This window comes from Paraburkholderia sp. EG287B (assembly GCF_040965595.1).
GTDB lineage: Bacteria > Pseudomonadota > Gammaproteobacteria > Burkholderiales > Burkholderiaceae > Paraburkholderia.
On sequence record NZ_JBFRCG010000008.1, the window covers coordinates 368846 to 392473 of the forward strand.

Consider the following 23628-nt stretch of genomic DNA (forward strand, 5'->3'; position numbering starts at 1 on the left):
AACCGCGCGGCTCGCGTGCAAGCCCCCGAAAAAGCTCACCTCTGGGCCCCGAAAGCGCCCATTTCGCCCGATTTCGGGCGTCGGCTCCCGAAAAACTTCACCTTCGACCCGCATTTTTTCCCGATCCTTCTCACCCCACGCGTTTTCGCCCCTCGATTTCGCCGAAAAATGGCGCCAATCGCCGCTCCCGAATCCGCTCACCGTTGCATTTCCCGTAACATCCAAGCCAGGCCCGGCCACGCGTGATCTGCCCGGCCGTGACTTCCCGTATCGCCTCACCCTTGCCGGGAAGTCAAGAATCCCCCCGCTCCTGAACCCGCTCACGTCCTCTCCTGCAGTGGCTCACCGGCGTTCCCGAAGCCCGCCACCCATCTGTCCCGCAGGCGCTCACCCAGGGTCCCGTAAAGCTTCACCTGATCGGCCGCAAAGTCCCGCCAGGTAAGGATTTGCCGTGGCGTTAACGTTTTTAACCGGTATCAAGGGTGTTTACTTTTATATCTCTCAAGCAAGAATCCCCCCGCGAGCTACCCGAGATATCCACATCCCAAACCAGACACCGCGCCAGATCCTCGAGGCCGCTCGCGTGAAACAACGGATCGCAGTAGAATCGAGCGAGAAATTCGCGCGTTTACAAGGGCTTATGAAACAAAGTTCGATTTGTTTCACGGAAGCCACACGCTAATTGCCTCTCGCGACGAGATAAAAGGCCCCATGAGCGCCATTTCGCCACTCCCGGCAATCTCAGATTCAAAAACGTAGCAAATAGAACGTAATTTGTTATTATTCGTCCACTCCCCTGCCGAGAAGACGAAGATGCGAGACCAGGACCGCCAGGCAATCCGCGAAGAAATCGAGGATTTGCGCAAAAACGGAGCACGCAGGCAGGAACTGTCCTTACACGCCTGCAAACGCTTGTTCTTCGATTTCGAGATCAAGCCATCGATGGCTGCCGTCCGTGAGCTGACCCAAACCGGAAGCGCCAGCGACATCCCCAAGGACATCGAGCTTTTCTGGCAGCGCATTCGCGCGACTTCCAAAGTGCGGGTCGGCGCCGGGGCCATTCCGCCCGCGCTGGAAGAGCGCGCCGGCGAGTTGCTGGGCGCGCTTTTCGAGGAAGCGCTCGCGCTCGCGGGCGAAGCCCTGCAGGCGGACCGCACGGCATTCGAAGCCGGCCGCCTCGATGCCGAGCAGGCGACCCGGGAGGCCGAAGCCCGTCGTTCAGCCGCCGATGAGATGCTGCAACGCAGCGAAGCGCGTGTGGAAGCCGCCTATGAGCGGGTGCGCGAACTCGAAAGCCAGCTCGCCGCGGCATCTGCCCAGGGCGTCGCGGCACACGGCAACCGCGAAGTGCTGGTGCAGCGTCTGGAAATGGAAAACGACGCCCTGCGCAAACGGGTCGAGGCGGAGCAGACCACCAACGCGGGGTTGCGCGATCGCATCGACGGCTTGCACGAGGAAATGCGCAAGAGCACCGAGCATTACGCGCAGCAGATCAAGGACGCGCTCGCCGAGGCCGAACGGCGCGTCAAGCCGATGCTGGTCGAACTGGATTCGTTGCGTACGATGTCGTCGACCTGGCAGGCGGCCCAGCGCGATGCCAGCAAGAAGGAATTCGATTTCATCCAGCAGCTGGCGACGGCGAAGGCCCGCGCCGACCGGCTCGACGCCGTGCTGCGCGAACGCTCCGACGAAGTGGACGTGCTCACCCGCCAGGTCACGGCATTGCGCGGACAGCAGGGACTCGACACCTCGGTCGCGTCCTTGCTGTGTTCACTCGCCGCCGCGGGCCGGCTAGGCGCAACCGAACTGGCGAACCTCGGCACCGTGGTCGATGGTCACGTCGCCTTGCCCGCGCGTTGTCCTAACTGTCACGAAGGGGAACCGGAGTTGTCCGAAGTGGACGAGGGTTTCGAATTCACGTGCCCGGAGTGCGAGCACACCTCGGGAGCGGGGGCGTCGAAGCTTGCGGCGTACGCGCGCTTCATGGCCGGCAAGCATTCGCACGAACAGGCTTGACGTGAGCTTTTACGGGAGGCGCGCACGCGCCTCTCAAACGCCCAATCGCCGGCCGACGCGGCGTTTCACGCCTCGTCCGCTTGCTCAGAGATGTGCTGGGACGCCTCGCGTTCCGCCCACGTTTTCCATGCGCGATGGAGCCGGCCCGCAGAGATCGGCTGCAGGAAGCCGAGCCACTGCCCTACCTGATCCGTATCGACGCCGCGCTCGAACAGGTCCGCCGCGAACGTGTTGCGCAAGGTCTGTGGGCTCGCGCGTTCGGCGCGCGTTTCCGCCACGCCGGCCGCTTTCATCAATGCGTCGATGGCGCGCAGCACCGTGGCCTTGTGCATGGGGCGCCCCGAGGGCGAGCCCGGAAACACCAGCTGTCCCGGCAGTCCAGCCAGGCGGCGTGCTTCGAGCCAGGCGCCGAGTACGTCGACGGCAAACGGTGTCAGTCGCGTGACGCGCGTGAATGCCGGGTTGGCGGCTTCGATCGTGACCCACTCCGAGCCGATCGCCACGCAATCGAGCGTGAGCGCGATGGCGTCCCCCGTTTTCAATCCGCCGCCCAGAAAGATGGCGACGAGCGCCCGGTCGCGGCGTTCGCGCCATCGTTTCGCAGCCGATGGCTCGACGAGCGGTGAGAACAACTGGCCGATGATCGCGGCGCGCTCGGCGGTCGCCAGGAAGCCGGTCGGCTCGTTTTCGCGCGCGTTGCGCCATGCGGCCTCGCCGTCCTGGGCGATGAAGCGCGCCGGATTCGTCGAGGCAAGTTCGATTTCGCGCACGTGATCGAGCACGCGCTCGATGAGCCGCAGGTAGCGAAGCCGTTGCGGTTTCTTCACGTCGAGGCTCGCGACGAATTCGGCGATCGTGCCGGTATCCACGGTCATGATCGTCTTGCGCTTGAGCGCGAGCCATTCGAGAAAGCGTCCCCATTGCACGCGATAGACCTCGGCGGAGGAACGGCGCAAGTCCTGTGAGGCGAGCCAGGCGTCGAACGCGGCGACAGGGTCGCGCTGCCAGTCCTGGCGTTGCTGGTCGAAGAGGTCGCGTGAGGAAGTGGAAGACGCCATCTCTATCATTCCGTTAGTTGCGTTACAGGGCCATTATAGCGATAGCACGATCCTGGCTGACGCTATTGTTCCGTGCGATGCCTCGCCGCCTTGCGATCAGCCACCCCAGGCCCTCGCACGCCGTACAGCGTCGTGGCGTCTTGCCTGCCGGCGCGATTCTTCTGCGCCTTGTGCGGCGCGTTCGTAGGCCGACACCGCGAACGCAAATACGGCCGGCAGCGCGTTGGATTGTCCGAAGTCGACGGTCTCGTCCGTTTCCGGCCAGGCGAGGTCGCCCGGCCGCTGAAAGAGGCCGAGCATGAGGGCGTCGTGGCGGCTGGCGAAGCCGAGATCCGCGAGGGCTTCGGCCTCGATGGCATGCAGCAGACGCCAGGTGAGCGGCACCTGCCGCGCGATATAGCGCTGCGCGATGTTGCGGACGATGCGTTCGAGGTCGCGCGCGGCGGCCTGAAAGCGCAAGGCCGCTAGAGCAGGCTCGCGCGGCAGTTCGGTTGGGAGGGACATCGACGGCTCCGGTCGGACTTTCACTGTATAAATATACAGTAGTCAAGCCGATCGCGCAGCCTCGTCCGTTCGGTCAGGGCGAGTGGTGAAGCGCACTCTCAGCCGTGGATCACCACCAGCAGAGCACGCGCCTCGCCCTTGCCGACGTTGCGGATCGCATGCGGCTGATCGGCGATGTAGCGCGCCGTGTCCGCGGCCTTCAGACGCTGTGCCGCGCCGGCCGCCTCCACCTCGATGCTTCCCTGCAGCACCGTGAGATGCTCGCGCGTGCCCGGTTCGTGCGCCGCCGAAACCAGCGCCCCGCCCGGCTTGAGCGTCAACTCGTACCATTCGAAATGGCCGGCCAGCTCGATGGGCCCCCACACGCGCAGCTGGTAACCCGCGTCGTGGCCGTGCAGCGTCGGGATGTCGTGCGGACCGGCCACGGCGATCGCTTCGGGCGCCTTCGGGGCGGCGAACAGCGAATCGAGTTTGACGCCTAGCGCGTTCGTGAGCCGCCAGGCCACGGCAATCGTCGGGTTCGCCTTGTCGCGCTCGATTTCCGATAGCATGGATTTTGAGACGCCCGCGGCGCGCGACAGGTCGTCGAGCGTCATCTTGCGCTCGGTGCGCAGCCGCTGGATCTGTTCGCCCACGCGCGGCGGCGTGGTGGCAGGTACGGCGGATGCAGGCGGTACGTTGGTTGCAGCCGATGCAGCCGATGCCGGAGCGTCAGGAACAGCGCCCGCCGGGGCGGTTCGCGATTTGCGGGTGCTTGCCATTCACGGCCTCATCCATTAGAGTGCGTTCGACATATCGAACTTAGGTTCGAAATAAAGGAAATTTTCGCCAACGGCTGACGGCGACTATAGCACCGCAGCAAAACTGCGGCAGGCCGCAGCGATGTGAGGAGCACGACTCATGCGTACCCCGTATCTCGACCACTTGCGCGCAACGCTCGACCAGATCCGCGCCGACGGCTTCTACAAGAACGAGCGCGTGATCGCCACGCCGCAGTCGGCCGACATCCGGCTCGCAGACGGCAGCGAAGTGCTCAACTTCTGCGCGAACAACTACCTCGGCCTGGCGAATGACGCGCGGCTCATCGCCGCCGCCAAAGACGGCCTCGAGCGCGATGGCTTCGGCATGGCGTCCGTGCGGTTCATCTGCGGTACGCAAACCGTGCACAAGCAGCTCGAAGGCGCGCTCGCCACGTTTTTGCAAACCGAAGACTGCATTCTCTATTCCAGCTGTTTCGACGCGAACGGCGGTCTCTTCGAAACGCTGCTTGGCGAAGAAGACGCCATCATCAGCGACGAACTCAATCACGCGAGCATCATCGACGGCGTGCGTCTTTCGAAGGCGCGCCGCTATCGCTACAGGAACAACGATCTCGCGGATCTCGAAGCCAGGCTGAAAGAAGCCGACGAAGCCGGCGCGCGCTACAAGCTCATCGCCACGGACGGCGTGTTCTCGATGGACGGCATCATCGCCGACCTCAAGGGCATCTGCGATCTCGCCGACCGCTACGACGCGCTCGTGATGGTCGACGACTCGCACGCGGTGGGCTTCATCGGCGAGCATGGGCGCGGCACGCCTGAGCACTGCGGCGTCCTGCAGCGCGTCGACATCATTACCGGCACGCTCGGCAAGGCGCTGGGCGGCGCGTCGGGCGGCTATATCGCGGCGAAGCAGGAAGTCGTCGACTTGCTGCGCCAGCGCTCGCGTCCGTATCTTTTCTCGAACACGCTGACGCCGAGCATCGCGGCCGCCACGCTCGCGGTGCTCGAGCTGATTGCGAGCGACGAAGGCGCGCGACTGCGCCGCCGGGTGCGCGAGAACGGCGCGCAGTTCCGCCGCGAAATGAGCGCACTCGGCTTCACGCTCGTGCCCGGCGAGCACCCGATCATTCCGGTGATGCTCGGCGACGCCCAGGTCGCCTCGAAAATGGCCGACGCGCTCCTGCACGAGGGCGTCTACGTCATCGGCTTTTCGTATCCCGTCGTGCCCAAGGGCCGCGCGCGCATTCGCACGCAGATGAGCGCCGCCCACACGTCCGCGCAGATCGGGCGCGCCGTCGAGGCGTTTGCACGCGTCGGCAGACAGCTCGGCGTGATTTAACAAGGATTGCGAATCAAATGAAAGCACTCGCCAAACTCGAACGCGCGCCCGGACTCACGCTCACGCGCGTGAAGAAGCCCGAAGTCGGCCATAACGACGTGATGATCAAGATCCGCAAGACCGCGATCTGCGGCACGGACATCCACATCTGGAAATGGGACGACTGGGCGCAGAAGACCATTCCGGTGCCGATGCACGTGGGCCACGAATACGTGGGCGAGATCGTCGAGATGGGCCAGGAGGTGCGCGGCTTCCAGATTGGCGACCGCGTGTCGGGCGAAGGGCATATCACCTGCGGCTTTTGCCGCAACTGCCGCGCGGGGCGGCGCCACCTGTGCCGCAACACTACGGGCGTGGGCGTGAACCGCGAAGGCGCGTTCGCCGAATACCTCGTGATTCCGGCCTTCAACGCGTTCAAGATCCCGCCCGAGATCTCCGACGAGCTCGCCGCGATCTTCGATCCGTTCGGCAATGCCACGCACACGGCGCTGTCGTTCAACCTCGTCGGCGAGGACGTGCTGATCACGGGCGCGGGGCCGATCGGCATCATGGCCGTGGCGATCGCGAAGCACGTGGGTGCGCGCAACGTCGTCATCACGGACGTCAACGACTACCGGCTCGAGCTTGCGCGCAAGATGGGCGCGACGCGCGCCGTGAACGTTTCGCGCGAGTCGCTGCGCGACGTGATGAACGAACTGCACATGACCGAAGGCTTCGACGTGGGCCTCGAAATGTCGGGTGTGCCGAGCGCGTTTACGGCGCTGCTCGAGTCGATGAACCACGGCGGCAAGGTGGCGCTGCTCGGCATTCCGCCCGCGCAAACCGCCATCGACTGGAACCAGGTCATCTTCAAGGGGCTGGAAATCAAGGGCATTTACGGCCGCGAGATGTTCGAGACCTGGTACAAGATGGTCGCGATGCTGCAGAGTGGGCTCGATCTCTCGCCCATCATCACGCACCGCTTCGACGTGGACGACTACGAGAAGGGTTTCGCGGCGATGCTCTCGGGCGAGAGCGGCAAGGTCATTCTCGACTGGACCACGGCCTGATCGTGCATTGATTCGATGCTGCGCTTACGACGCTGCGCCCGGCGCCGGCTGCTCGAATTCGGCCTCGATGCGCACGTCGATCTCGTCGCCCACGGCCGGATACCAGCTCGTCAATCCGAACGCCGAGCGCTTGAAGTGGCCCGCTGCGGTGAAGCCGAGCGTGGGCTGCTTGGTGAGCGGATTCGGCGCGTAGCCGTTCAAGGTGACGTCGAGCGTGACTGGTTGCGTCACGCCGCGGATCGTGAGATTGCCCGTGAGCGTGCCGCGCCCTTCGCCCGTGCGCTCGAAGTGCGTGCTCGTGAAGCGGATCTGCGCATAGCGCGCTACATCGAGCATCTGCGGTCCTTTCACCATGGTGTCGAGTGCGCCGACGTTGGTGTCGAGGCTCGTGGCGTCGATGGTCGCGTCGACCGTGGCCGCTTCAAGGCCGCCGGCCTGCCAGTCGAGCGTCGCCTGCGCGCGGTCGAAGCGCATGACGAAGCGCGTGTAGTGGAAGTGATCGACGTCGAACACGACGCTCCAGTGATGCGCGTCCATCACGTAATGTCCCGCCGGCACGTCGGTTTCCGTGCGGCTCACGCTGTGCGTGACGACGCGCAGCGGCGTGCACGCCGCGAGACTCGCTGCGCATAGCGCCATGCAGAAGGCGCGGCGCGAGCCGCGAACGAGAGGCGCAAGCGATACCAGCGGCCGGTCTTTCATCTCATCTCCCTTTGACTCGTCGACACCCGTAAGGACGTTTGGCGACGTGCGTTTCTTCCATCCGGTTCGCGAAGCATAACGGACGGGGCCGGATCACGGCGAACCGCGCAGTTCCTCGTCCAGGTCACGCGCACATTGCGCGCCGCGCGAAACTCGGGTCTCATACGCCGATTGGAGCCCGAACGAGCGGAGAGCCGAGCATGCCAGCCACGAACCACGCCGTGCGTTTTCACGCCACGCTGGTGCGCGACGTCGACGCGATGACGGCGGCCACGGCGCGCGCGTTCGGGCGTCACACGCACGACCAGTACGGCATTGGCGTGATCGATCGCGGCGGCCATGTCTCGCTCAGCGATGCCGGCCAGGTCGAGGCCGTGCCGGGCGACCTCATCCTCGTCAATCCAGGCGAGGTGCACGACGGCCGCCCGCTCGACGCCGCCGGGCGCACGTGGCGCATGCTGTATTTCGAGCCGCGCTGGGTCGATGCGCTGCAAGCCGACATCACGCAGGGTGACGACGCGGCGTTTGCGCTGCACGCGCCGGTGATCAGCGAACCGCGTTTGCGCGCCTTGTTCGATGCGGCGTTCACCCACGTCACCAACCAGAGCAGCGACCTCTCGCAGATGGCCTTCGACGCCGCCGCGCTCGAGGTGATGACGCGGCTCGTCGAGGCGCTCGGCCACCGGCGCGCGCTCGCGCAGTGCTCACCGGCGTCGCTTGCGCGCGTGCGCGAGATGATCGACACCGATCCGGCTCAGCCGTTCTCACTCGCCGAACTCGCGCAGGCGGCGGGGCTGAGCCGCTTCCAGCTCCATCGCGGCTTCCTGCGTGCGTTCGGCGTCGCGCCGCACGGCTACATCCTGCATCGCCGCGTGGCGCTCGCGCGGCGCCTGCTCAAGGCGGGCCATGCGCCGGCGCAGACCGCGCTGGCCGCCGGTTTCTGCGACCAGAGCCACCTGAACCGCGCGTTCGCGCGGCAGTTCGGCGTATCGCCGGGACGTTACCGGCTCGCGCGCGCGGCATGAGTCGCACGCGCGTCAGGCGCTGACGCACAACGATCCAAGACGGCGCGTCGTGGTGAGCCTATACAGGCGTATCACCACGAGGAGCGCTCCATGTCGAACCGATTGCCGTCGCGCGAAAATGCGCGGCGCTTGACCCACTCCCCCCGATCCGTCGCGCAGGCGCAATTGACGGCGGCCATGCTCACCGTCGGCAGCACGGTCATTGCGAGCAAGGCCATCGGCGCCGGGCTCGATCCGCTGCCTGCCACCGCGCTGCGCTTCGGCATGGCGTTGCCGGTATTTCTGCTGCTCATGCGTCTCACCGGCACAGCGTTTCCGCGTCCCGGCCTGCGCGACGCGCTGCTGCTCGTCGCGCAGGCGGCGATCGGCAGCGTCGGCTATACGGTCTTGCTGATCGCGGGCACGCAGCGTACTTCGGCGAGCGACGCCGGCATCATCCTCGGCACCCTGCCGGCCGTTTGCGCGTTGACTGCCGCGCTCGTGCTGGGCGAGCGGCTGCGCGCGAGCACGCTCGTTTCGGTGACGATCGCGAGCCTCGGCGTGGCGCTGGTCACGCTCGCGCCCGGGGCGCATCGCGATGGCGCACGCTCGCTCACGGGCGACGCGATGATCCTCGGCGCCGTCGTGTGCGAAAGCCTGTTCGTCCTGCTGAACAAACGCCTTTCGCGGCCGTGGCCGCCCCTTGCGCAGGCTGGCGCGATGACCGGAATCGGCTTCGTCGTAGCGGGTTTGTGCGCGCTACCCGGCTGGCTTGGTGCGCCCCACGCCGTGCCGCTGAACGCCGTGCTCGGCGTGGCGTATTACGCGCTCGTGCCGACCGTGGGCGGATTCTGGCTCTGGTACGCGGGCGCGGCCCGCGTGCCGGGCAGCGAGGCCGCGGTGTTTACCGCGGTGGCGCCGGTGTCGAGCGTGGCACTGGCCACGGTGCTGCTAGGCGAGCCGCTTACGCTCACGCGCGTGCTCGGCCTCACCCTGGTCGTGGCCGCCGTGTTCGCGGTCTCGGGGCGCGCGCTTTGGGAACGCTTAAGCGCGCAACGCGGCGCGCGCGACAGCAAAGTGTCTTGACTTCGGAGAATGATCGTTCTACATTGCGGGCTGGGAGAACGATCATTCTCCCGCTGATTCCCGCAATCCCGCCGCAATCGCGCTGAACGAGACTAGCCATGAGCCCGCCCGCCGTAACGAACCCCGAAGCGAATGCAGACGCGCCGCAGGCCGACGCGCGCGAGCGCCTGCTCGAAGCCGCCGAGGCGTTGATCTACGCGGGCGGCATTCACGCAACGGGCGTCGATGCGATCGTTCGCGCAGCGGGTGCGGCGCGCAAGAGCTTCTACACGTACTTCGAATCGAAGGACGCGTTAGTCGCGGCTGCGCTTTCGCGGCGCGACGAGCGCTGGATGCGGTGGTTCGTCGCCGGCACGCTCGCTCACGGACGTACGCCGCAGGCACGCCTTGTCGGCATGTTCGACGTCTTGCGCGCGTGGTTCACGTCCGAAGGCTTTCACGGTTGCGCGTTTCTCAACGCCGCCGGCGAGATCGCGTCGCCCGACGACCCCGTGCGCGTGGTCGCGCGCGAACACAAGGAGCGTCTGCTCGACTTCGTGCGCGAACAGAGCGAGGCGTGGGCCGCGAGCGTCGGCGTCGATCGCCGGGTCGCCGCCCGCCTCGCGCGGCAATGGCTGATCCTGATCGACGGCGCGATCGGTGTCGCGTTAGTAAGCGGCGACGCTGATGCGGCGCTCGACGCGCGCGCGGCAGGCCGATCGTTGCTCGACACCCTCGCACCGAAAAGCGGTGCCGATTCCCAAAACCGATCCCCATCGCGCGCACCGTCCAGGCGCGCCATCCAACGCAAGGAGCAAGACCATGAGTGATTCGCCCGAAGTGCGTCCGCCGCTGCCGCCGTTCACGCGCGAGAGCGCCATACAGAAAGTGCGCGCCGCCGAAGACGGCTGGAACACGCGCGACCCGCAACGCGTTTCGCTTGCGTACACGCCGCAAAGCGTGTGGCGCAATCGCGCCGAGTTCGTGACGGGCCGCGAGGCCATCGTCGAACTTCTCACGCGCAAGTGGGCGCGCGAGCTCGACTATCGCCTGATCAAGGAGCTATGGGCGTACACGGACAATCGCATCGCGGTGCGGTTCGCCTATGAGTGGCACGACGATTCGGGCAGCTGGTTTCGCTCGTATGGCAACGAAAACTGGGAGTTCGACGCGAACGGCCTGATGGCGCACCGTCACGCATCGATCAACGACCTGCCGATCCGTGAGGCGGATCGTCTCTACCACTGGCCGCTCGGGCGCCGTCCCGACGATCATCCGGGCCTCACCGAGCTCGGCCTCTGACGCTTCGCTTTCATCGGGACGACTCGCTACGCGGCACCATGCCAGCGGTGAGCGAGTTGCCCGATCCGAGCCTGGACTCCATTGCGCACGCATCGGGTTGCGGTACAGTTCGTCATTCACCGCGAACCAGCAATCAGAAAACAGGCGATCCCCAGGTGGATCGGCGCAAGAAAGGACGGAGAGCCCATGCGGTTTTGGCAGAAGCAAGGTGGCGCAACTACCATAGCGACAACGAACGCGACAACGCGAGCGAACACGCAATCGAAGAGAACGAAACGCGGCGCGGCGGCTGCCCTGCTGCTCCTGCCGCTGCTGTTCGGCGCGGCGCAGTCGGCACACGCGGCGAACTGGTGTAGTTCGGGACTGTGGGTCGATGCGATGGTGGGCTCGTACCACATCCATCCCGACAAGGACTTCGAACAATTCAACCCGGGCCTCGGCATCGAATGCTGGCCCGGCGATACGTGGGCGCTCACGGCTGGTGGCTTTCGCAACTCCTTGCGCCGGCCCTCTTATTATGGCGGCGCAGTGTGGGCGCCCGAGTTTCTGCACTGGGGCTTCGTGCGGCTAGCGGCGATGGGCGGCATCATCTCCGGCTACAACTATGGCAACTGGGGCCTTGGCCACGACCATACGATCGGGCCCGTGGTCGCGCCTATCGTGATGGTCGCGTACAAGCGCGTGGGCGTGAACTTCATCGTCATTCCGCCGATACCGTCTGACGATCTGCCGTTTACCATCGGGTTTCAGTTGCGGTTCAAGTTTTAAGGGCCCTGTCGGCGGGCAAATAAGTCCGGACTTGGAGGAAACTGCGGATTTTCGGCAAATAAGTTCAGAGTTGCCTTGCTGGGCGGGGGGCGGTTCTGCCCAGATGCAAACTTTTCCGAACGGAATTGCATCGTTATGCGAATTATAAGTTTGGAGTTGCCTTGCGTAGCCGGCATTGCAGCGATTCTCACCACGCGAAGGTGAGGCTTTTCGGGATATGCGATATATCGCACATGAAAAAAGCTGCGATGATCAGAAAGGGGCGCAAAACTGACAATAGAGTCCAGTGATCAAAAAACAGCAGATGCAAGCCTAAGCGCTTCCTGAGGGAGGTGGAGCGCGGATGGGTGAGCGTTTCCAGGATGGTGAGGACTTCCAGGAGGTAAAAAAGCGTTGAGAATAAGGTGAGCGCTTTCGGGCGCCAGCGACGCGGCACGAATTGGCGAATCGAACGCATGTCACGTGGTCGGTGATGAATCTGGCTCACGCGATCCCAACAAAACCTGCATGTATGTGTCAAGGACGGTGAAGGAGTTCGGGACGGTGAGGATTTCCAGGAGCTAAGACGATGGGCAAGTCCGTATCTCCCGAATTTGCTCACCTTGCCTCCGGTGGCCGCAGCGAAATGTATGGTTCGCGCCAATTGGCGTGAGAAGATGCGTCCCATGCGACGTCGCCGCAGGCGTTTACGGTTGGAATGAGTCGCCGATTCTACGGCTTTAGCGTAAGTCGGCGGCCATCCTTTCCGCTTCTTGACCATCGCTTTCCAGGACTACGCATCGCGACGTACGCCTGAAGATTGTTGGCCCATGCATATCCGCGAGTTCATCCCAAATCTCGCACAAGTTTGAGAACTTTCACTCGAATGCAGTACCCGAGAATTGAGGTTAAAACGTCAACGCGAAGATTACGCATTAGTTTAGCGAGATGCATTGCCTTTTCCAGAGTCTGTCCTTTACCACTCGCCTTGCCGCTGGCGCTTGCAAGTTCCAGAAGGGCTAGTCCCGGGATTGAAACGAGAATGTCGTTGTCCTTGTTGGGTAATGATCGTAGCCAAGCTGTTATTCGTGCATCGTCCTGAAACAGCTGGGTGGTCTGAAAGCTGAAGGGCATGTGTTCGGCGCCCCAGTCCTGGAACCTAAACGATTGGAAAGCCCATAGAGCCATTCTGGGGCGGATCGCTATGTTGTGTCTTATCCCTTGCCAATCAAGCGCAGTTTTCCCCCCGACGTCTAGGCCGGGCACGCATCGGCTCACATTCTGCTTCGATGACGCTAGTCCGCGTCACAGGCGGCAGTTCTACCAAGGCGCAGCGGGATCACCCCGGAATTCGCCCTTTGCGATCGTGATCACGCGCGCCGGTGCGACCGGAAATACCTCTGCAGGCGTCTGGCCTTCGAGAAGAGCATGCGGCGAATAGAGCCAGAATGCACGCCTCCAGCCACCGTCATCGTTGTTGCTGGGCAGTATGGCAAGGAGTTCGGCAACCTCCTGCCGGATTGCGCCCAAGTGGTCAAACTGGAAGTCGGGATAGATGAAGCCTTGCAACCGGACTGACCAGACACCCAGCAGAGCGCCCCTCGCTCTCGCCTGAGCCGCACAGGTTGTCGATTCTGGACCGGAATTCTTGCCGGTCAGCACTGCAACGCCATGATCGTCCGGCCACCCCTTTGCGAGCAGTTCGTCCCGAAACTCGATCGCCGTCGCAGTAGGCGGCTCTTGTGCAGGATGGATAGTCATGGACAGTCTCCACAGGTTTCATGTTCTTCGGGCCGGGGTCGCGGCGACCGGCAGCCGTGCCCGTCATTCCCAAGGACCGGATCGCGGGCTCGGTTCTGAGGATACCGTCGCAGGACACGTTGCGGGTACTACGGTTGATCACCACCCCGTCATAGGACAGAAAGGGCCGGTATTTATTGGTCGACCACGGGTCGGGCTCCCTAACCCGTAGCATCCAGACCTTGCACTTCGGGCAGTGGATGCGAGCGGGATCGGCAGCGACAGCCAGCATCTTGTTCGTCGCGGCACTCAAAAGCGTCGTCAGCGCCGCGACGGTCTTGAAGTCGTGCCGCGTCCCATGACCGTTCAGCAACAGGTGCTTAAACTCGTAACGCGTCTCGCCGAGCGCCCCGCCTCGAGGGTGGACGTACAGGCCCGTTGCTTGGACGAACCACTCGTCATCAAGGCGACGATGGAAGGTGTCCCCTTAGAGCCCGAGCCCGGTGCCACGAGCTTATCAAGCGGGAGTCGACTCGAGACTGATACGCTCAACCGGTACTTGCAGGCGCTCGAACGGCTGAAAAAGGGCGCAACTAAGGTGGTTCGAACGGCACTTGGATCTCGAGGGATGCAGTGGCGCTGGAGGCAGGCCGCGGAAAAGGTAGCATCAAAAGTATCGGTCTTGTCGGTGCGCAGATGGTTTGATTGTTTTTTTGGTTTTGACGTAATTCAGCGGCTGGTCGCATCGCGTCCCGCGACCGAGTGCGCCAATTGTCGCCGGCGTGCAAATCATGCAAACCGCATAAATTGACCTCCGTATCGTTTATTCGGATTTCAGCAACCTGACGGCTGCTTCCAAGGGCGAATTAGCCGCTCGACGTCCTGAATTGGGAAAGCGGTAACGAGAGTTCACTCCCGATAACTGTGGCGAAGCGGCAAGAGGGTGCTTGCCTAGGCGAATGCATCTGAAAATGAGTTCAGCGGCCCCCGTTACTCAACGAATGAAGCGAATATAGCTCCGCGCACAGTGCGCCCTTCTATCTGATAATGTCCTTTATCACACGTAGAAGGAGACCAACGATGTTTAAGATTGATGGACTGGACAAACTGACGCGCGATCTGGAAGCCGCCCAGAAAGCGCTTGGCGAACTTGATGGCGAGCTGGGCTCGGTTAGCATGGACCCGCACGATCCGGCCAGTATCGAAGCAGCAATCCAGGAAGCCTCACGCCTCGTCGACGAGCGCGTGGCGCACTATGCATCGAATCCGCTGGTTGCCCAGCTTGTCGAGGGCGTGAAGGAAACACAGCGCGAAGCGATCCTTGAGCGGGCTGCGGCTGTGCGTCTCGAGAAGGATGCGACCTGATGGTGCAGGCCGACCTTTTCCAGCAGATCAACAATGCGGTTCTCGATCTGCAATCCTCCGATTTGCAGTCGTACGTCCGCCCGGTCAAGACGCTCGCGCGGCTGCTTCAGGACCCAGCTCTTGACGTGATTAACCAGCAACTTACTGCTGGCTTGGATCTCGATACGTTCCTGGCCGAGAGCATCAAGTCCCAAGGTGGAATGGTCGGCAGCGCCCGGCTGGCTTGGCCGGATGATCGTGATAAGGGCCTCGGACTGGAGTGGCTGCTCATCCGCAAGTTCGCAGACGACCCGGACTTCATGATCAACTTCGGCCATACCTATTACTACGGTGGGTCGAAGGTCATGGCTGGGATTCATAACATCACCCGCCAGATGATCATTCCCTTCACACGGGACTACAAAGGTTACGTCATGGCTCGTGGTAACACTCAACCGAAGCTGGTGATGCCTATGTCGAACAAGGTTTTTATCGTGCACGGCCACGACGGCGAAGCACGCGAGACCGTGGCCAGATACCTGCATGGGCTAGGTTTCCAGCCGGTCATCCTTCATGAACAGGCCAACCAGGGACGCACGGTTATCGAGAAAATTGAGGCGAACCGCGATGTGGGCTTCGCCGTCGTGTTGCTGACCCCTGATGATGTTGGTCGCAGTGTGAAAGAGGACGAATTGAAGCCCCGGGCGCGACAAAACGTGCTGCTCGAGCTCGGCTATTTCATTTGCCATCTCGGACGCGAGAGGGTCTGTACGCTCAGACGCGGCAATGTCGATATTCCCAGCGATTTCGCTGGTGTCGTCTGGGAAAACATGGATGACGGCGGCGGCTGGAGGCTGAACTTGGCCCGTGAGCTCAAGGCCGCGGGCCACGAGGTTGATCTGAACAAGGCGTTCTAGTCGTGCGCCCGCTTGTCGCGCTCGATTCTTCGTCCATGCCGACACACGTCGTTGAGGTGGGGGGGGCGTGCGTTTTCTGGGGTTTTTCGCGTCCGCGATTCGCAACCCGTGCAGACGCGTAGATCGCCTTTTAAACTGGGCCGGCGGCTCGCCGATTGAGACGAATATTGCGTGCTTTTAGCAGCCAGGAACGCCGGAATAAGTCATTCTGGGCGGCAGTTCGCGCTATGGGGAAACAGTGGCAATTGACATAATCGACGTTGAGGAAATGCTCAGTCAGCGGCCTCGGCCATTAGAGCTCATTGGATTGCAGGCGCTGAACCCCGCCCGTGAGCCGTATCGCGCGCTCCTGCTGCAGCCTACCGGCGTAATCGAAGCGAATGACATGAGGGTGGGGCATGCGGACGCGGCGCTTGGTCATGCGCTCTGCAGTGGCTTTCTCTCGACTGCAGTCGAAGCTCACGCGGACTTGGCTGTCGCCCCTGAGTATTGCGTTCCATGGAGCGTTGTTGACGAAATTATTGACGGGCGACATCGCCCGCCGGTAGGCGCCCTGTGGGTTCTTGGCTGCGAAAGTATTCCTCCGGCGGAAATGGAGGCGTTAGCCGAACGCTGCAACACCGGTGGACGGTGTGAGTTTCACCACGAGGCGCTCGATCCCCGGCAAGTAGCGCAAAAGCGCTACGTCGACCCGTTGCTCTATGTTTTCTGGGTGAAGGATGTGGACGGGAAAGCTGTACTGTTCCTGCTAGTGCAGTTTAAGACGGTCGCGTGCAGAGACTATCGCGACATCGAACAGACCTCGCTCTGTGTGGGTAAGTCTGTGTACGCGTTCAATCGCGGGCTTGGGAAGATGAGCCTGTTGTCGATCATCTGCTCAGACGCTTTCGACTTTACCGAACACGTCGATCAGGCCCACCTCAATTGCTTGCTTATTCACATTCAACTCAATCCCAAGCCGGCTCACTCCGACTACGCCGCATATCGCGCGCGGCTATGTGCCGTCGGCACGAACAATGATGTCGAGCTTCTTTGTCTGAACTGGGCTCAAAATATCAAGGAAGCGAAAGCCGGGGGAAAGTTTGCCGAGTGGAAAAACGTCGCCGGGTCAGCTTGGTACGCACCGCCAGCGAAGTTCGGAGCTGACGACGGGCTAATCGACGAGTTGCATCGCCAAGGACTTTATTACAACGTTCTGGCACAACGATGGCACTCCTTCTTCCTGAACTACGAAGGCCAAATCCTTCAGTTGCAGAAGCAGAAGCTGCTCTTCCCGGGCGAACAAGCTCTCGTTCCGAAGAACTTTGTCGCGGTCGAAGAGCGCTTTACCTGGAATTCGGACGCGAGCGCCTGGGAGCGGGGCGCGGTCGCACACGATGGCTTCGCTCTTGCGTTGGTAAGCTATCAGGCAATCGCTGAACCATTGCAGCGCGCATCCCAAACCAGTCCACTCGCTGTGGAGCGAGCCATTGAGATCCTCGTTGGTCCCCACGGAAATCCAAGCAGTTGGTACGCGGTCAACGAACTTGACTCGTTTCAACTGGACCGGGACGAGGAATCGATTCGACGGGTGACAGTTCATCAGGAAATCGAACTAACCCGGCCAGGTGTCGCTTACCGCAGAAGAAGGCTGCAGCGTGCTCAAGATGCGATCGGGCTAGCTCGGAGCAACGTGCCATGGCCTGCACCGGTGCGGGATCTGGCCGGTGGCTTCCGCTTCTCCTGGCGACGAGAGGTGCCACATCACAACGTGGAGCCGGCTACCGGGGCGCGTGGATCGGCTGCGCTGGTATATCTTGCGGACCAAGCAGACGACGCGGAAATTGATAGCGCACATCAAAAACTCACACAGGCTATCGTCAATCACGCTCTGAATATCGCTATTAGAGAGGGCAAGTTCGGTGAAGAATTGGGGGACGCCATTGTGCGTGCGCAGGACCGACTGTGCGTTGTCTTTCGCAGGGGCAACGAGTACGGCGCACGCGGACCGCAAGGCATGAATCTCATTGACATTCCCGCTGGCGCATCGCCGGTGGACTTCGCGGAAGACAGGTCATGATTAATGCCCAGCGCGTGGAAGCAATCCTCAGAGGCCGATACCCCGATCTCGAAGATGTGGGTCGCGGGGTTTTTCGTGGGGTCGATCGTTTCGGCACGCGGGAATATGCTATTCGCTATTTCGATTTGAATGATCGGCTAGGCGCAACGGTCCCGATGCTCAAGCGATACCAGGAAGAGGTCCTCTCCGAGATGTACTTTTCCACCCAGGTCGCTACGGATCTGCGATGGAGCCATTATCTCTATTTCGTCACGAGTGACGAAGAGGCGAGCCGAACCGAGTTTGGCCGCCTCAAGGCCACAATTGAAGCCGACCGAGAATACGCGCGCAAGCAGGTCATCCGTGAAGGGGACATGCCCGCACTGCTTGCGAAAGGAAGCCCTGCCGCCGCGTCAACAGGCGCCATGCCGCTCGATTTGGCGACTACTTGGTCGAATACGCTTGAGCAGCACGGGCTCGGATTCATACTGGATGACGACATCTCAGTACCCGATGCTGTGCGCCGTATCGTCGCCGGAACGAAGGACAAAGCCGCGCGGCCGGTCTCGCCGATGGCACTCCTGCCTGCCGAAATGGCGGCGGCTGCTCATTTCCTTAGGCGTCTGACAATCAAGGGGTTTCGCCCCCATCCCGAACAAAAAGACCACCCTCTAGGGAGGGTCAATTTGATCGTTGGCAGCAACGGGGTGGGCAAGACCTCGCTGCTCGAAGCGATCGAATTCGGCTACTGCGGTCGAAACCGACGCTCATCAGTCTTGCTGGATCGGACATCCATCACTCTGGAGCTTGCTGGCAGCGCGGAAAAGCTGTCCTCCACGACGGATGCGGCGCGACTCAGAGCGCGCCACTCGAACTGGTACGCAAAGACCGAACTCAAGAAGGTCAGCATCCACGACAGCTTCGGGAAATTCAACTTTCTCGATACCGATGCCGCGGTCAATCTCAGTGTGTCGGCAAGTTCCGATCAGATCGGCGCCGACGTCACCCGTCTGGTGCTTGGGGCCGCCGCTGAAAGCCTGGCAGATCGGCTACGCCGTGTGATGGATCAAGTACGTGAAGAATTGAAGGGGCTGCGTCGCGACAAGACGACTAACGAACAATTGCGGGTGGCCGCCGCAGGCCGTGTCGATGCTATCAAGAAAGCGCCGAAGCTCTCGGACAGTCTGTTCCTGGAGCTGCTTGCGGCTTTGACGCAGTTGGGCTGGCTGCAACCCCCGGAAGAGAAAGGTGGCATGGCTTCCTTGCGCGAAAGTCTGCAAGAGGCGGTCTCGGCGGCTGAGCTGCTTCGTCAGTCCTCGGTCGACGTGCTTCACAGTGATTTGCACAGCGCATTGCAGCTTTTGGCGAACCTGAACGAGGAAGCCGACAAGGCAGCTGCCCTGGACGAACGAGCCAAGGCCGTAAAGATTGACCTGGCCAAGGCGAAGCGCGCAACGCAAGCTACCGCCGACCGAATTGCGGCCATTGATGCGCTGCTACCCTACGCACGCGTCGATTTTTCGCGGCTGACCAAGGAGGCAAGCGAACGACAGGATCGTTTGCGCGCACGCACTGTAAGGCTTGCGCTGGTCCCGGAGAATGTGAACGAGAACACGGTCGAGCATCTGCTGGACCAACGTTTCGAGGCAGCCGTCTCTTCGGTAGAGGCGCGGGCTGAAGAACTTCAACGTTGGCTCACCACAAATCGGGCATCTCTTCAGGCGTTGGAGAAGTCGCAGAGCAGCCTGACAGTGCTCACGCAGCGTCTGCGCGCTACAGCACTAGATATCTTGCAGCGCGTCCCCAATCCCGACCACTGCCCTGTTTGCCACACCGAGTTCGAACGCGGCCAGCTGCTCGTTAGGATGACGTCCGACGTCGACGGCAACACATCAGAGCATGCGGCCCTGCTTCAAACCGAGATTGCCGGGGCAGATGAGGCATTGATCAGTGTTCGCTCAACCCAATCGGCACTGGAGTCTATGCGGTCATTTATTGGGGAGAGCGCTCGATCTGCGACGGTCCGCGAGGCTCTCGCGCAGATTGAGCAGGAGAGGGCATCCCTCGAGCGCGAGCGGGTGACCGTTGAAGCGGCGCAAAGTCAGGTTCATCAACTGCAGACCGACGGACTCTCTTCTGAAGACTTGTTCGACAGGTTGCTGGAGGTCGGCCTGACTGAGCTGCCGTCGCTTGATGAGTTGGAGGTCTTACGAGCGAGCAACAAAGAGGCGCTCTCCACTTCGCAAGAGGCATCGAACGATTCCTTGCAGGAGTCAAATGAAGTCCAACGCGAGTGCGAAGCCTTGGCCGCGCGTCTGTCGATCAACCTTCCCGACAGTGCCGAAGCACTCGCGAAGGTGGTCAGTCGGCAAGTTTCCGACATCGAAGCCGCGCTAGGGGCTCGTCAGACTCTCACATCGATTCTGACAATCGGATCAGACACGACCGCCGACGAAATTGCCATCAATCTCTCAGCTGCCCAGCAGGTGGTTGCGAAGGTCGCCACGGCCATTGAGCAAGAAGGTGCGAACGATGTGGCACTCGAAAAGGAAGCCAAAGCAGTTGACGGCCTGAACACCAAGATCGAGGCGTGCGAGACGAAAATCGGGAACTTGGTCGAAGCCGAGCATGTTTTGGAGACTCTGACGCGACAAAGCTCGGGCGGAGAACTGACCAACCAGATACTTGCCGAGAACGCACAAGAGATTGCTCGCACGTTCGCCAGCATTCACATGCCCAACGAGTTCGAACTGAGCGCCGAACACGGGACGCTGGCTATCGTCCGTCGCCAAACGGGCGCCAAGGTCGAACTCGATCAGATGAGTACCGGACAGCGCGCCGCATTCGCGCTTTCGCTTTTCTTGGCCATGAACGGGCGCCTACGATCGGGCCCACCAGTGCTGCTCTTCGATGATCCGGTTGCACACGTGGACGACATCAACGTCCTATCGTTCCTGGATCATCTGCGCTACCTGGCGATCAGCGGATCTCGGCAGATTTTCTTTGCGACTGCGGATACCAAGCTCGCGGGCTTGTTCCGCCACAAGTTTCGCTTCCTTGGCGAGGAGTTCAAGGAATTGTCACTGACTCGTACGTAATGTGAGAGACAAATAGGAAGCGAGAATGTTTCATCTCCACACGCTGGGCTGGCATAGTTTCCAGCAACTGTGTCTGTCAGTATCGCGCGAGGTTCTCGGTCAAACAGTCCAGTCATTTCTCGATACAAATGATGGCGGTCGAGACGGTGCGTTCTCAGGTCACTGGACAGACCAGGATGGTGAATTACTCACCGGTCGATTTGTCATCCAGTGCAAATTCACGTCTCGGGCCGGGTACGCGCTCACACCTTCAGATCTCGAAGAGGAATTCGCAAAAGTCAGACGGTTGGTCGACAAGGATGAGTGTGACATCTACATCTTGATGACGAATGCCGGTGTTTCTGCTGAGACTGACCTAAAGATAAAACAGAAGCTGCGAGAGGCTGGCGTTGAGAGCGTCCGTATATTTGGCGCAACCTGGCTTGAAGATCAAATCCGCGAGAGCAAGCACTTGAGAATGATGGTCCCGCGGGTCTACGGTCTCGGGGATTTGAGTCAAATCTTGGACGAGCGGGCGTACGCACAGGCGAGGGCGGTACTCGAGTCGATGCGCGATGAGTTGGCTAAGGTCGTGGTGACAGATTCCTATCGCAAGGCGGCCAAAGCCCTGGACGCGCATGGTTTCGTGCTCCTAATAGGGGAGCCAGCATCAGGAAAGACGACCATCGCCTCATTGCTTGCGATGGCGTCTGCTGATCAGTGGGGCGCGTCCGTTCTGAAGTTAGTGGACCCAAAATCTGTTGTGGAGCGCTGGAACCCAGACGAGAAATCCCAATTTTTCTGGATCGATGACGCATTTGGCGTGACTCAGTATGAAAGCGGTCTTGCAGCTGGTTGGAATCAGGTCCTGAATGAGGTAAAGACGATACTGCAACGAGGTAATCGCGTGGTGATGACGTCTCGCGACTACATCTATAACCGTGCGCGGCAGGACTTGAAGGAGAGCTCGTTTCCACTTTTCCGTGAGAGCCAAGTCGTCATTGATGTCCACGACCTCGCGGAGATCGAGCGGCAACAGATTCTTTTCAATCATTTAAGGTTGGGAAAGCAAACACGCCAGTTCCGGACCGAAGTGAAGCCGCATCTGGTTACTGTAGCTGCGCACGATAGGTTCATTCCGGAAATCGCACGGAGGTTGGCAGATCCCTTCTTCACCAAAAAACTGGTGCTGTCCGACTGGAGCTTGGCGAGGTTTGTCGATGAGCGTGAGCAGCTCCTCATTGATGTCTGCAGTGAGCTCGATGCGGACAGCAAAGCGGCGCTCGCATTGATATATATGGGAAATGGACGCCTGCTGAGTCCGATTTCATTGACAGCTACCGAGGAGGAGGCATTAAAGCGATTGGGTAGCAACCTGGGTGCTTGTTCGACTGCTCTCGAAGCGCTACGCGGCAGTCTAGCGGTCCACGTGATTTCCGACGGCGATTCCTTCTGGACTTTCAAGCATCCGACCATTGGCGATGCATTCTCCGCCATGTTGCGCAGCAGCCCGGAGTTGCTCGGCATTTACGTGCGTGGTGCCGAAATCGAAAAGATGATGCTGCAGGTAACTTGCGGAGACGTCGGCGTGGAGGGGGCCGTCGTGCTTCCCGCCTCCTTGTTTGGCCTGGTGATCGAGAGGCTCACGGGGCATAAGAAGAGTTCTGCCTACAAGACCAGATGGCTGTCAGACTGGAGAGCCCGACAGGACTTGCATCGGTTCCTGGCTAGACGGTGCAGCAAGCAATTCCTGGTGGCCTATCTCGAGGCTGACGAGAGATTGATTGAGTCTATCGTGAAGCCGATGATGTCCCTGGAATTTTCCGGTGAAGTTGATCTGGCTATACGCTTGTTCAAATTGGGCCTCCTGCCGGAAGAAGCGCGCCGAACGTTGATCGAAACTGTCAGCGAATACGCTAAAACGGGCGATGATGTCCATGTCTTGAACGACCCAGAACTATGTTCTCTGTTGAAGGAAGGCGAACTACGTAGATTGCGGGAAGCGATGCGAACACAGTTGCTACCACGAATCGAGGAGGTACGGTTACAACATCAGGAGCGTTGTGATCGGGAATATGATGCAGAGTGGGAAATGAGGCACTTTAGGCGGTTGCTTTCTTCATTCGAGGAGTCATACCCCTCGAGTTGGCGTATCAGGAGGATAGTCAAGGAGGAGCGTCTTAGGCTTCAAGAATGGATTGATCAAAATCCACCAGAAAGGGAGACCTCGAGTTCGCGGGACATCGCGGTCGATGAACCGAGTGCAACTCACGAAGGGAGTCGTAGCATTTTTGACGATGTCGACGAGTGAAGTTACCGGGGAGCTTCCTCAATGAGCCGAAGGATACCGGATCGACTAACAGGCGTAGCATATTGAGGCAAACATGATCGTCGATCCGGGAAGGCTCGAGGTCGCGCGGGTAGCCCAGCATCTGGCTTCGGGCTATTACGCCTTCCTGGTGGCGCATCTGGTTGCCGTCAACCCAATGTCAATCAATTCGCTTCCACCTTCGCCGGTTTTGGGTACAAATCCGACTGGCGAGATCAGGCGAAAAGATGGCACGTTCCATACACTCGATCTCCGTTTCTATCTTGACCTCCTGCGCGAAGATCAGAGCCTGCAAAGTCATTTCCTTCGCACCTGGGCGATGGGTGCCCTGCTGATGTTGGGGGATGAACTCGGGGCACATGACTACTTTGACCATGCACCGATTCTCGAACTCGTGTATCACTTGCGCAATGGCGTCGCTCACGGCAACCGCTTCAACATCACTTACAGCGGCAAGAGGCGCCTGGCGAGGCATGACGCTCACAACCGACAAGCGGCAGTAAAAAGTCGTAAGCGGCTCGCGGCGGCCGTCGTAGACGGCTGCAGGGATCGGCATCAAAGTGATGTCCATCATTTTCGAAGTGATGGACACCACTTTGTCAGAGCCAACACAGAGTCCCGGCAGCCGTAAAGGTC

Annotated in this window: 21 protein-coding genes; 14 read left to right on the forward strand and 7 right to left on the reverse strand. The window is 61.1% G+C overall.

Features of this window, described 5'->3' with window-relative positions:
- Positions 1-813: 813 nt before the first annotated feature.
- Complete coding sequence (locus AB4Y40_RS17035) at positions 814-2016, forward strand: DNA-binding protein (RefSeq protein WP_368688694.1); 1203 nt, start codon at positions 814-816, stop codon at positions 2014-2016.
- 65 nt (positions 2017-2081) lie between these two features.
- On the opposite strand, the gene AB4Y40_RS17040 is transcribed toward AB4Y40_RS17035, so the two are convergent.
- The 3 genes from AB4Y40_RS17040 to AB4Y40_RS17050 form a co-directional block, all read right to left on the reverse strand.
- Complete coding sequence (locus AB4Y40_RS17040; RefSeq protein WP_368688695.1) at positions 2082-3074, reverse strand: tyrosine-type recombinase/integrase; 993 nt, start codon at positions 3072-3074, stop codon at positions 2082-2084.
- Positions 3075-3170: 96 nt separating this feature from the next.
- The gene (locus AB4Y40_RS17045) at positions 3171-3578 is read right to left on the reverse strand and encodes a DUF2471 family protein (protein WP_368688696.1); all 408 of its coding nucleotides are present in this window, start codon (positions 3576-3578) and stop codon (positions 3171-3173) included.
- Positions 3579-3676: 98 nt separating this feature from the next.
- Positions 3677-4339, reverse strand: coding sequence for a helix-turn-helix domain-containing protein (locus tag AB4Y40_RS17050; RefSeq protein WP_368688697.1), 663 nt, complete (start codon positions 4337-4339; stop codon positions 3677-3679).
- Positions 4340-4478: 139 nt separating this feature from the next.
- On the opposite strand from AB4Y40_RS17050, the gene AB4Y40_RS17055 reads away from it, so the two are divergent.
- Entirely contained in the window at positions 4479-5678 is a 1200-nt protein-coding gene (locus tag AB4Y40_RS17055; RefSeq protein ID WP_368688698.1) for a glycine C-acetyltransferase, read from the forward strand.
- A gap of 17 nt (positions 5679-5695) precedes the next feature.
- Complete coding sequence (tdh, locus tag AB4Y40_RS17060) at positions 5696-6727, forward strand: L-threonine 3-dehydrogenase (protein ID WP_368688699.1); 1032 nt, start codon at positions 5696-5698, stop codon at positions 6725-6727.
- 24 nt (positions 6728-6751) lie between these two features.
- On the opposite strand, the gene AB4Y40_RS17065 is transcribed toward tdh, so the two are convergent.
- The gene (locus tag AB4Y40_RS17065; protein ID WP_368688736.1) at positions 6752-7366 is read right to left on the reverse strand and encodes a YceI family protein; all 615 of its coding nucleotides are present in this window, start codon (positions 7364-7366) and stop codon (positions 6752-6754) included.
- Positions 7367-7629: 263 nt separating this feature from the next.
- Here AB4Y40_RS17065 and AB4Y40_RS17070 point away from each other — a divergent pair, with 263 nt between their 5' ends.
- The 5 genes from AB4Y40_RS17070 to AB4Y40_RS17090 all read left to right on the forward strand — a co-directional run bounded on the left by AB4Y40_RS17070 (position 7630) and on the right by AB4Y40_RS17090 (position 11568).
- Positions 7630-8454, forward strand: a complete 825-nt coding sequence (locus tag AB4Y40_RS17070) for an AraC family transcriptional regulator (RefSeq protein ID WP_368688700.1) — start codon at positions 7630-7632, stop codon at positions 8452-8454.
- Between the two features lie 90 nt (positions 8455-8544).
- Positions 8545-9519, forward strand: coding sequence for a DMT family transporter (locus tag AB4Y40_RS17075; protein ID WP_368688701.1), 975 nt, complete (start codon positions 8545-8547; stop codon positions 9517-9519).
- A 98-nt stretch (positions 9520-9617) separates the two neighbouring features.
- A complete protein-coding gene (locus tag AB4Y40_RS17080; protein ID WP_368688702.1) occupies positions 9618-10328 on the forward strand; it encodes a TetR/AcrR family transcriptional regulator in 711 nt (236 codons plus the stop codon).
- The gene (locus AB4Y40_RS17085; protein WP_368688703.1) at positions 10321-10800 is read left to right on the forward strand and encodes a DUF1348 family protein; all 480 of its coding nucleotides are present in this window, start codon (positions 10321-10323) and stop codon (positions 10798-10800) included. Before AB4Y40_RS17080 ends, AB4Y40_RS17085 begins: the two co-directional genes overlap by 8 nt.
- Before the next feature lie 186 nt (positions 10801-10986).
- On the forward strand, positions 10987-11568 hold the full coding sequence (locus tag AB4Y40_RS17090) for a hypothetical protein (RefSeq protein WP_368688704.1): 582 nt from the start codon (positions 10987-10989) through the stop codon (positions 11566-11568).
- Positions 11569-11755: 187 nt separating this feature from the next.
- Here the strand turns inward: AB4Y40_RS17090 and AB4Y40_RS17095 are convergent, their stop codons facing one another.
- The 3 genes from AB4Y40_RS17095 to AB4Y40_RS17105 form a co-directional block, all read right to left on the reverse strand.
- Positions 11756-12025 carry a hypothetical protein gene (locus AB4Y40_RS17095; protein ID WP_368688705.1) on the reverse strand — a complete coding sequence of 90 codons (270 nt, stop codon included), beginning with the start codon at positions 12023-12025 and terminating at the stop codon, positions 11756-11758.
- Positions 12026-12393: 368 nt separating this feature from the next.
- A complete protein-coding gene (locus AB4Y40_RS17100) occupies positions 12394-12735 on the reverse strand; it encodes a type IV toxin-antitoxin system AbiEi family antitoxin domain-containing protein (protein ID WP_368688706.1) in 342 nt (113 codons plus the stop codon).
- A 132-nt stretch (positions 12736-12867) separates the two neighbouring features.
- Entirely contained in the window at positions 12868-13308 is a 441-nt protein-coding gene (locus AB4Y40_RS17105) for a hypothetical protein (protein WP_368688707.1), read from the reverse strand.
- Positions 13309-14367: 1059 nt separating this feature from the next.
- Between AB4Y40_RS17105 and AB4Y40_RS17110 the strand changes: the two genes are divergently transcribed.
- From AB4Y40_RS17110 to AB4Y40_RS17135, 6 genes are all read left to right on the forward strand, one after another.
- The gene (locus tag AB4Y40_RS17110; protein ID WP_368688708.1) at positions 14368-14652 is read left to right on the forward strand and encodes a hypothetical protein; all 285 of its coding nucleotides are present in this window, start codon (positions 14368-14370) and stop codon (positions 14650-14652) included.
- Positions 14652-15548: a TIR domain-containing protein gene (locus tag AB4Y40_RS17115; RefSeq protein WP_368688709.1), complete on the forward strand. Its 897-nt coding sequence runs from the start codon at positions 14652-14654 to the stop codon at positions 15546-15548. Before AB4Y40_RS17110 ends, AB4Y40_RS17115 begins: the two co-directional genes overlap by 1 nt.
- A gap of 238 nt (positions 15549-15786) precedes the next feature.
- On the forward strand, positions 15787-17607 hold the full coding sequence (locus AB4Y40_RS17120) for a hypothetical protein (RefSeq protein ID WP_368688710.1): 1821 nt from the start codon (positions 15787-15789) through the stop codon (positions 17605-17607).
- Positions 17604-20684 carry an AAA family ATPase gene (locus tag AB4Y40_RS17125; RefSeq protein WP_368688711.1) on the forward strand — a complete coding sequence of 1027 codons (3081 nt, stop codon included), beginning with the start codon at positions 17604-17606 and terminating at the stop codon, positions 20682-20684. Before AB4Y40_RS17120 ends, AB4Y40_RS17125 begins: the two co-directional genes overlap by 4 nt.
- Positions 20685-20709: 25 nt before the next feature.
- Positions 20710-22974, forward strand: coding sequence for a hypothetical protein (locus AB4Y40_RS17130; RefSeq protein WP_368688712.1), 2265 nt, complete (start codon positions 20710-20712; stop codon positions 22972-22974).
- Positions 22975-23047: 73 nt separating this feature from the next.
- Positions 23048-23623, forward strand: a complete 576-nt coding sequence (locus AB4Y40_RS17135) for a hypothetical protein (RefSeq protein WP_368688713.1) — start codon at positions 23048-23050, stop codon at positions 23621-23623.
- The last annotated feature ends 5 nt before the right edge of the window (positions 23624-23628 follow it).

Excerpts from the sequence above, each read along its gene's own strand:
- AB4Y40_RS17035 (WP_368688694.1), top strand. The coding sequence starts at position 814 with ATGCGAGACCAGGACCGCCAGGCAATCCGCGAAGAAATCGAGGATTTG.
- AB4Y40_RS17040 (WP_368688695.1), bottom strand. The coding sequence starts at position 3,074 with ATGGCGTCTTCCACTTCCTCACGCGACCTCTTCGACCAGCAACGCCAG.
- AB4Y40_RS17045 (WP_368688696.1), bottom strand. The coding sequence starts at position 3,578 with ATGTCCCTCCCAACCGAACTGCCGCGCGAGCCTGCTCTAGCGGCCTTG.
- AB4Y40_RS17050 (WP_368688697.1), bottom strand. The coding sequence starts at position 4,339 with ATGGCAAGCACCCGCAAATCGCGAACCGCCCCGGCGGGCGCTGTTCCT.
- AB4Y40_RS17055 (WP_368688698.1), top strand. The coding sequence starts at position 4,479 with ATGCGTACCCCGTATCTCGACCACTTGCGCGCAACGCTCGACCAGATC.
- tdh (WP_368688699.1), top strand. The coding sequence starts at position 5,696 with ATGAAAGCACTCGCCAAACTCGAACGCGCGCCCGGACTCACGCTCACG.
- AB4Y40_RS17065 (WP_368688736.1), bottom strand. The coding sequence starts at position 7,366 with ATGGCGCTATGCGCAGCGAGTCTCGCGGCGTGCACGCCGCTGCGCGTC.
- AB4Y40_RS17070 (WP_368688700.1), top strand. The coding sequence starts at position 7,630 with ATGCCAGCCACGAACCACGCCGTGCGTTTTCACGCCACGCTGGTGCGC.
- AB4Y40_RS17075 (WP_368688701.1), top strand. The coding sequence starts at position 8,545 with ATGTCGAACCGATTGCCGTCGCGCGAAAATGCGCGGCGCTTGACCCAC.
- AB4Y40_RS17080 (WP_368688702.1), top strand. The coding sequence starts at position 9,618 with ATGAGCCCGCCCGCCGTAACGAACCCCGAAGCGAATGCAGACGCGCCG.
- AB4Y40_RS17085 (WP_368688703.1), top strand. The coding sequence starts at position 10,321 with ATGAGTGATTCGCCCGAAGTGCGTCCGCCGCTGCCGCCGTTCACGCGC.
- AB4Y40_RS17090 (WP_368688704.1), top strand. The coding sequence starts at position 10,987 with ATGCGGTTTTGGCAGAAGCAAGGTGGCGCAACTACCATAGCGACAACG.
- AB4Y40_RS17095 (WP_368688705.1), bottom strand. The coding sequence starts at position 12,025 with ATGCGTTCGATTCGCCAATTCGTGCCGCGTCGCTGGCGCCCGAAAGCG.
- AB4Y40_RS17100 (WP_368688706.1), bottom strand. The coding sequence starts at position 12,735 with ATGGCTCTATGGGCTTTCCAATCGTTTAGGTTCCAGGACTGGGGCGCC.
- AB4Y40_RS17105 (WP_368688707.1), bottom strand. The coding sequence starts at position 13,308 with ATGACTATCCATCCTGCACAAGAGCCGCCTACTGCGACGGCGATCGAG.
- AB4Y40_RS17110 (WP_368688708.1), top strand. The coding sequence starts at position 14,368 with ATGTTTAAGATTGATGGACTGGACAAACTGACGCGCGATCTGGAAGCC.
- AB4Y40_RS17115 (WP_368688709.1), top strand. The coding sequence starts at position 14,652 with ATGGTGCAGGCCGACCTTTTCCAGCAGATCAACAATGCGGTTCTCGAT.
- AB4Y40_RS17125 (WP_368688711.1), top strand. The coding sequence starts at position 17,604 with ATGATTAATGCCCAGCGCGTGGAAGCAATCCTCAGAGGCCGATACCCC.
- AB4Y40_RS17130 (WP_368688712.1), top strand. The coding sequence starts at position 20,710 with ATGTTTCATCTCCACACGCTGGGCTGGCATAGTTTCCAGCAACTGTGT.
- AB4Y40_RS17135 (WP_368688713.1), top strand. The coding sequence starts at position 23,048 with ATGATCGTCGATCCGGGAAGGCTCGAGGTCGCGCGGGTAGCCCAGCAT.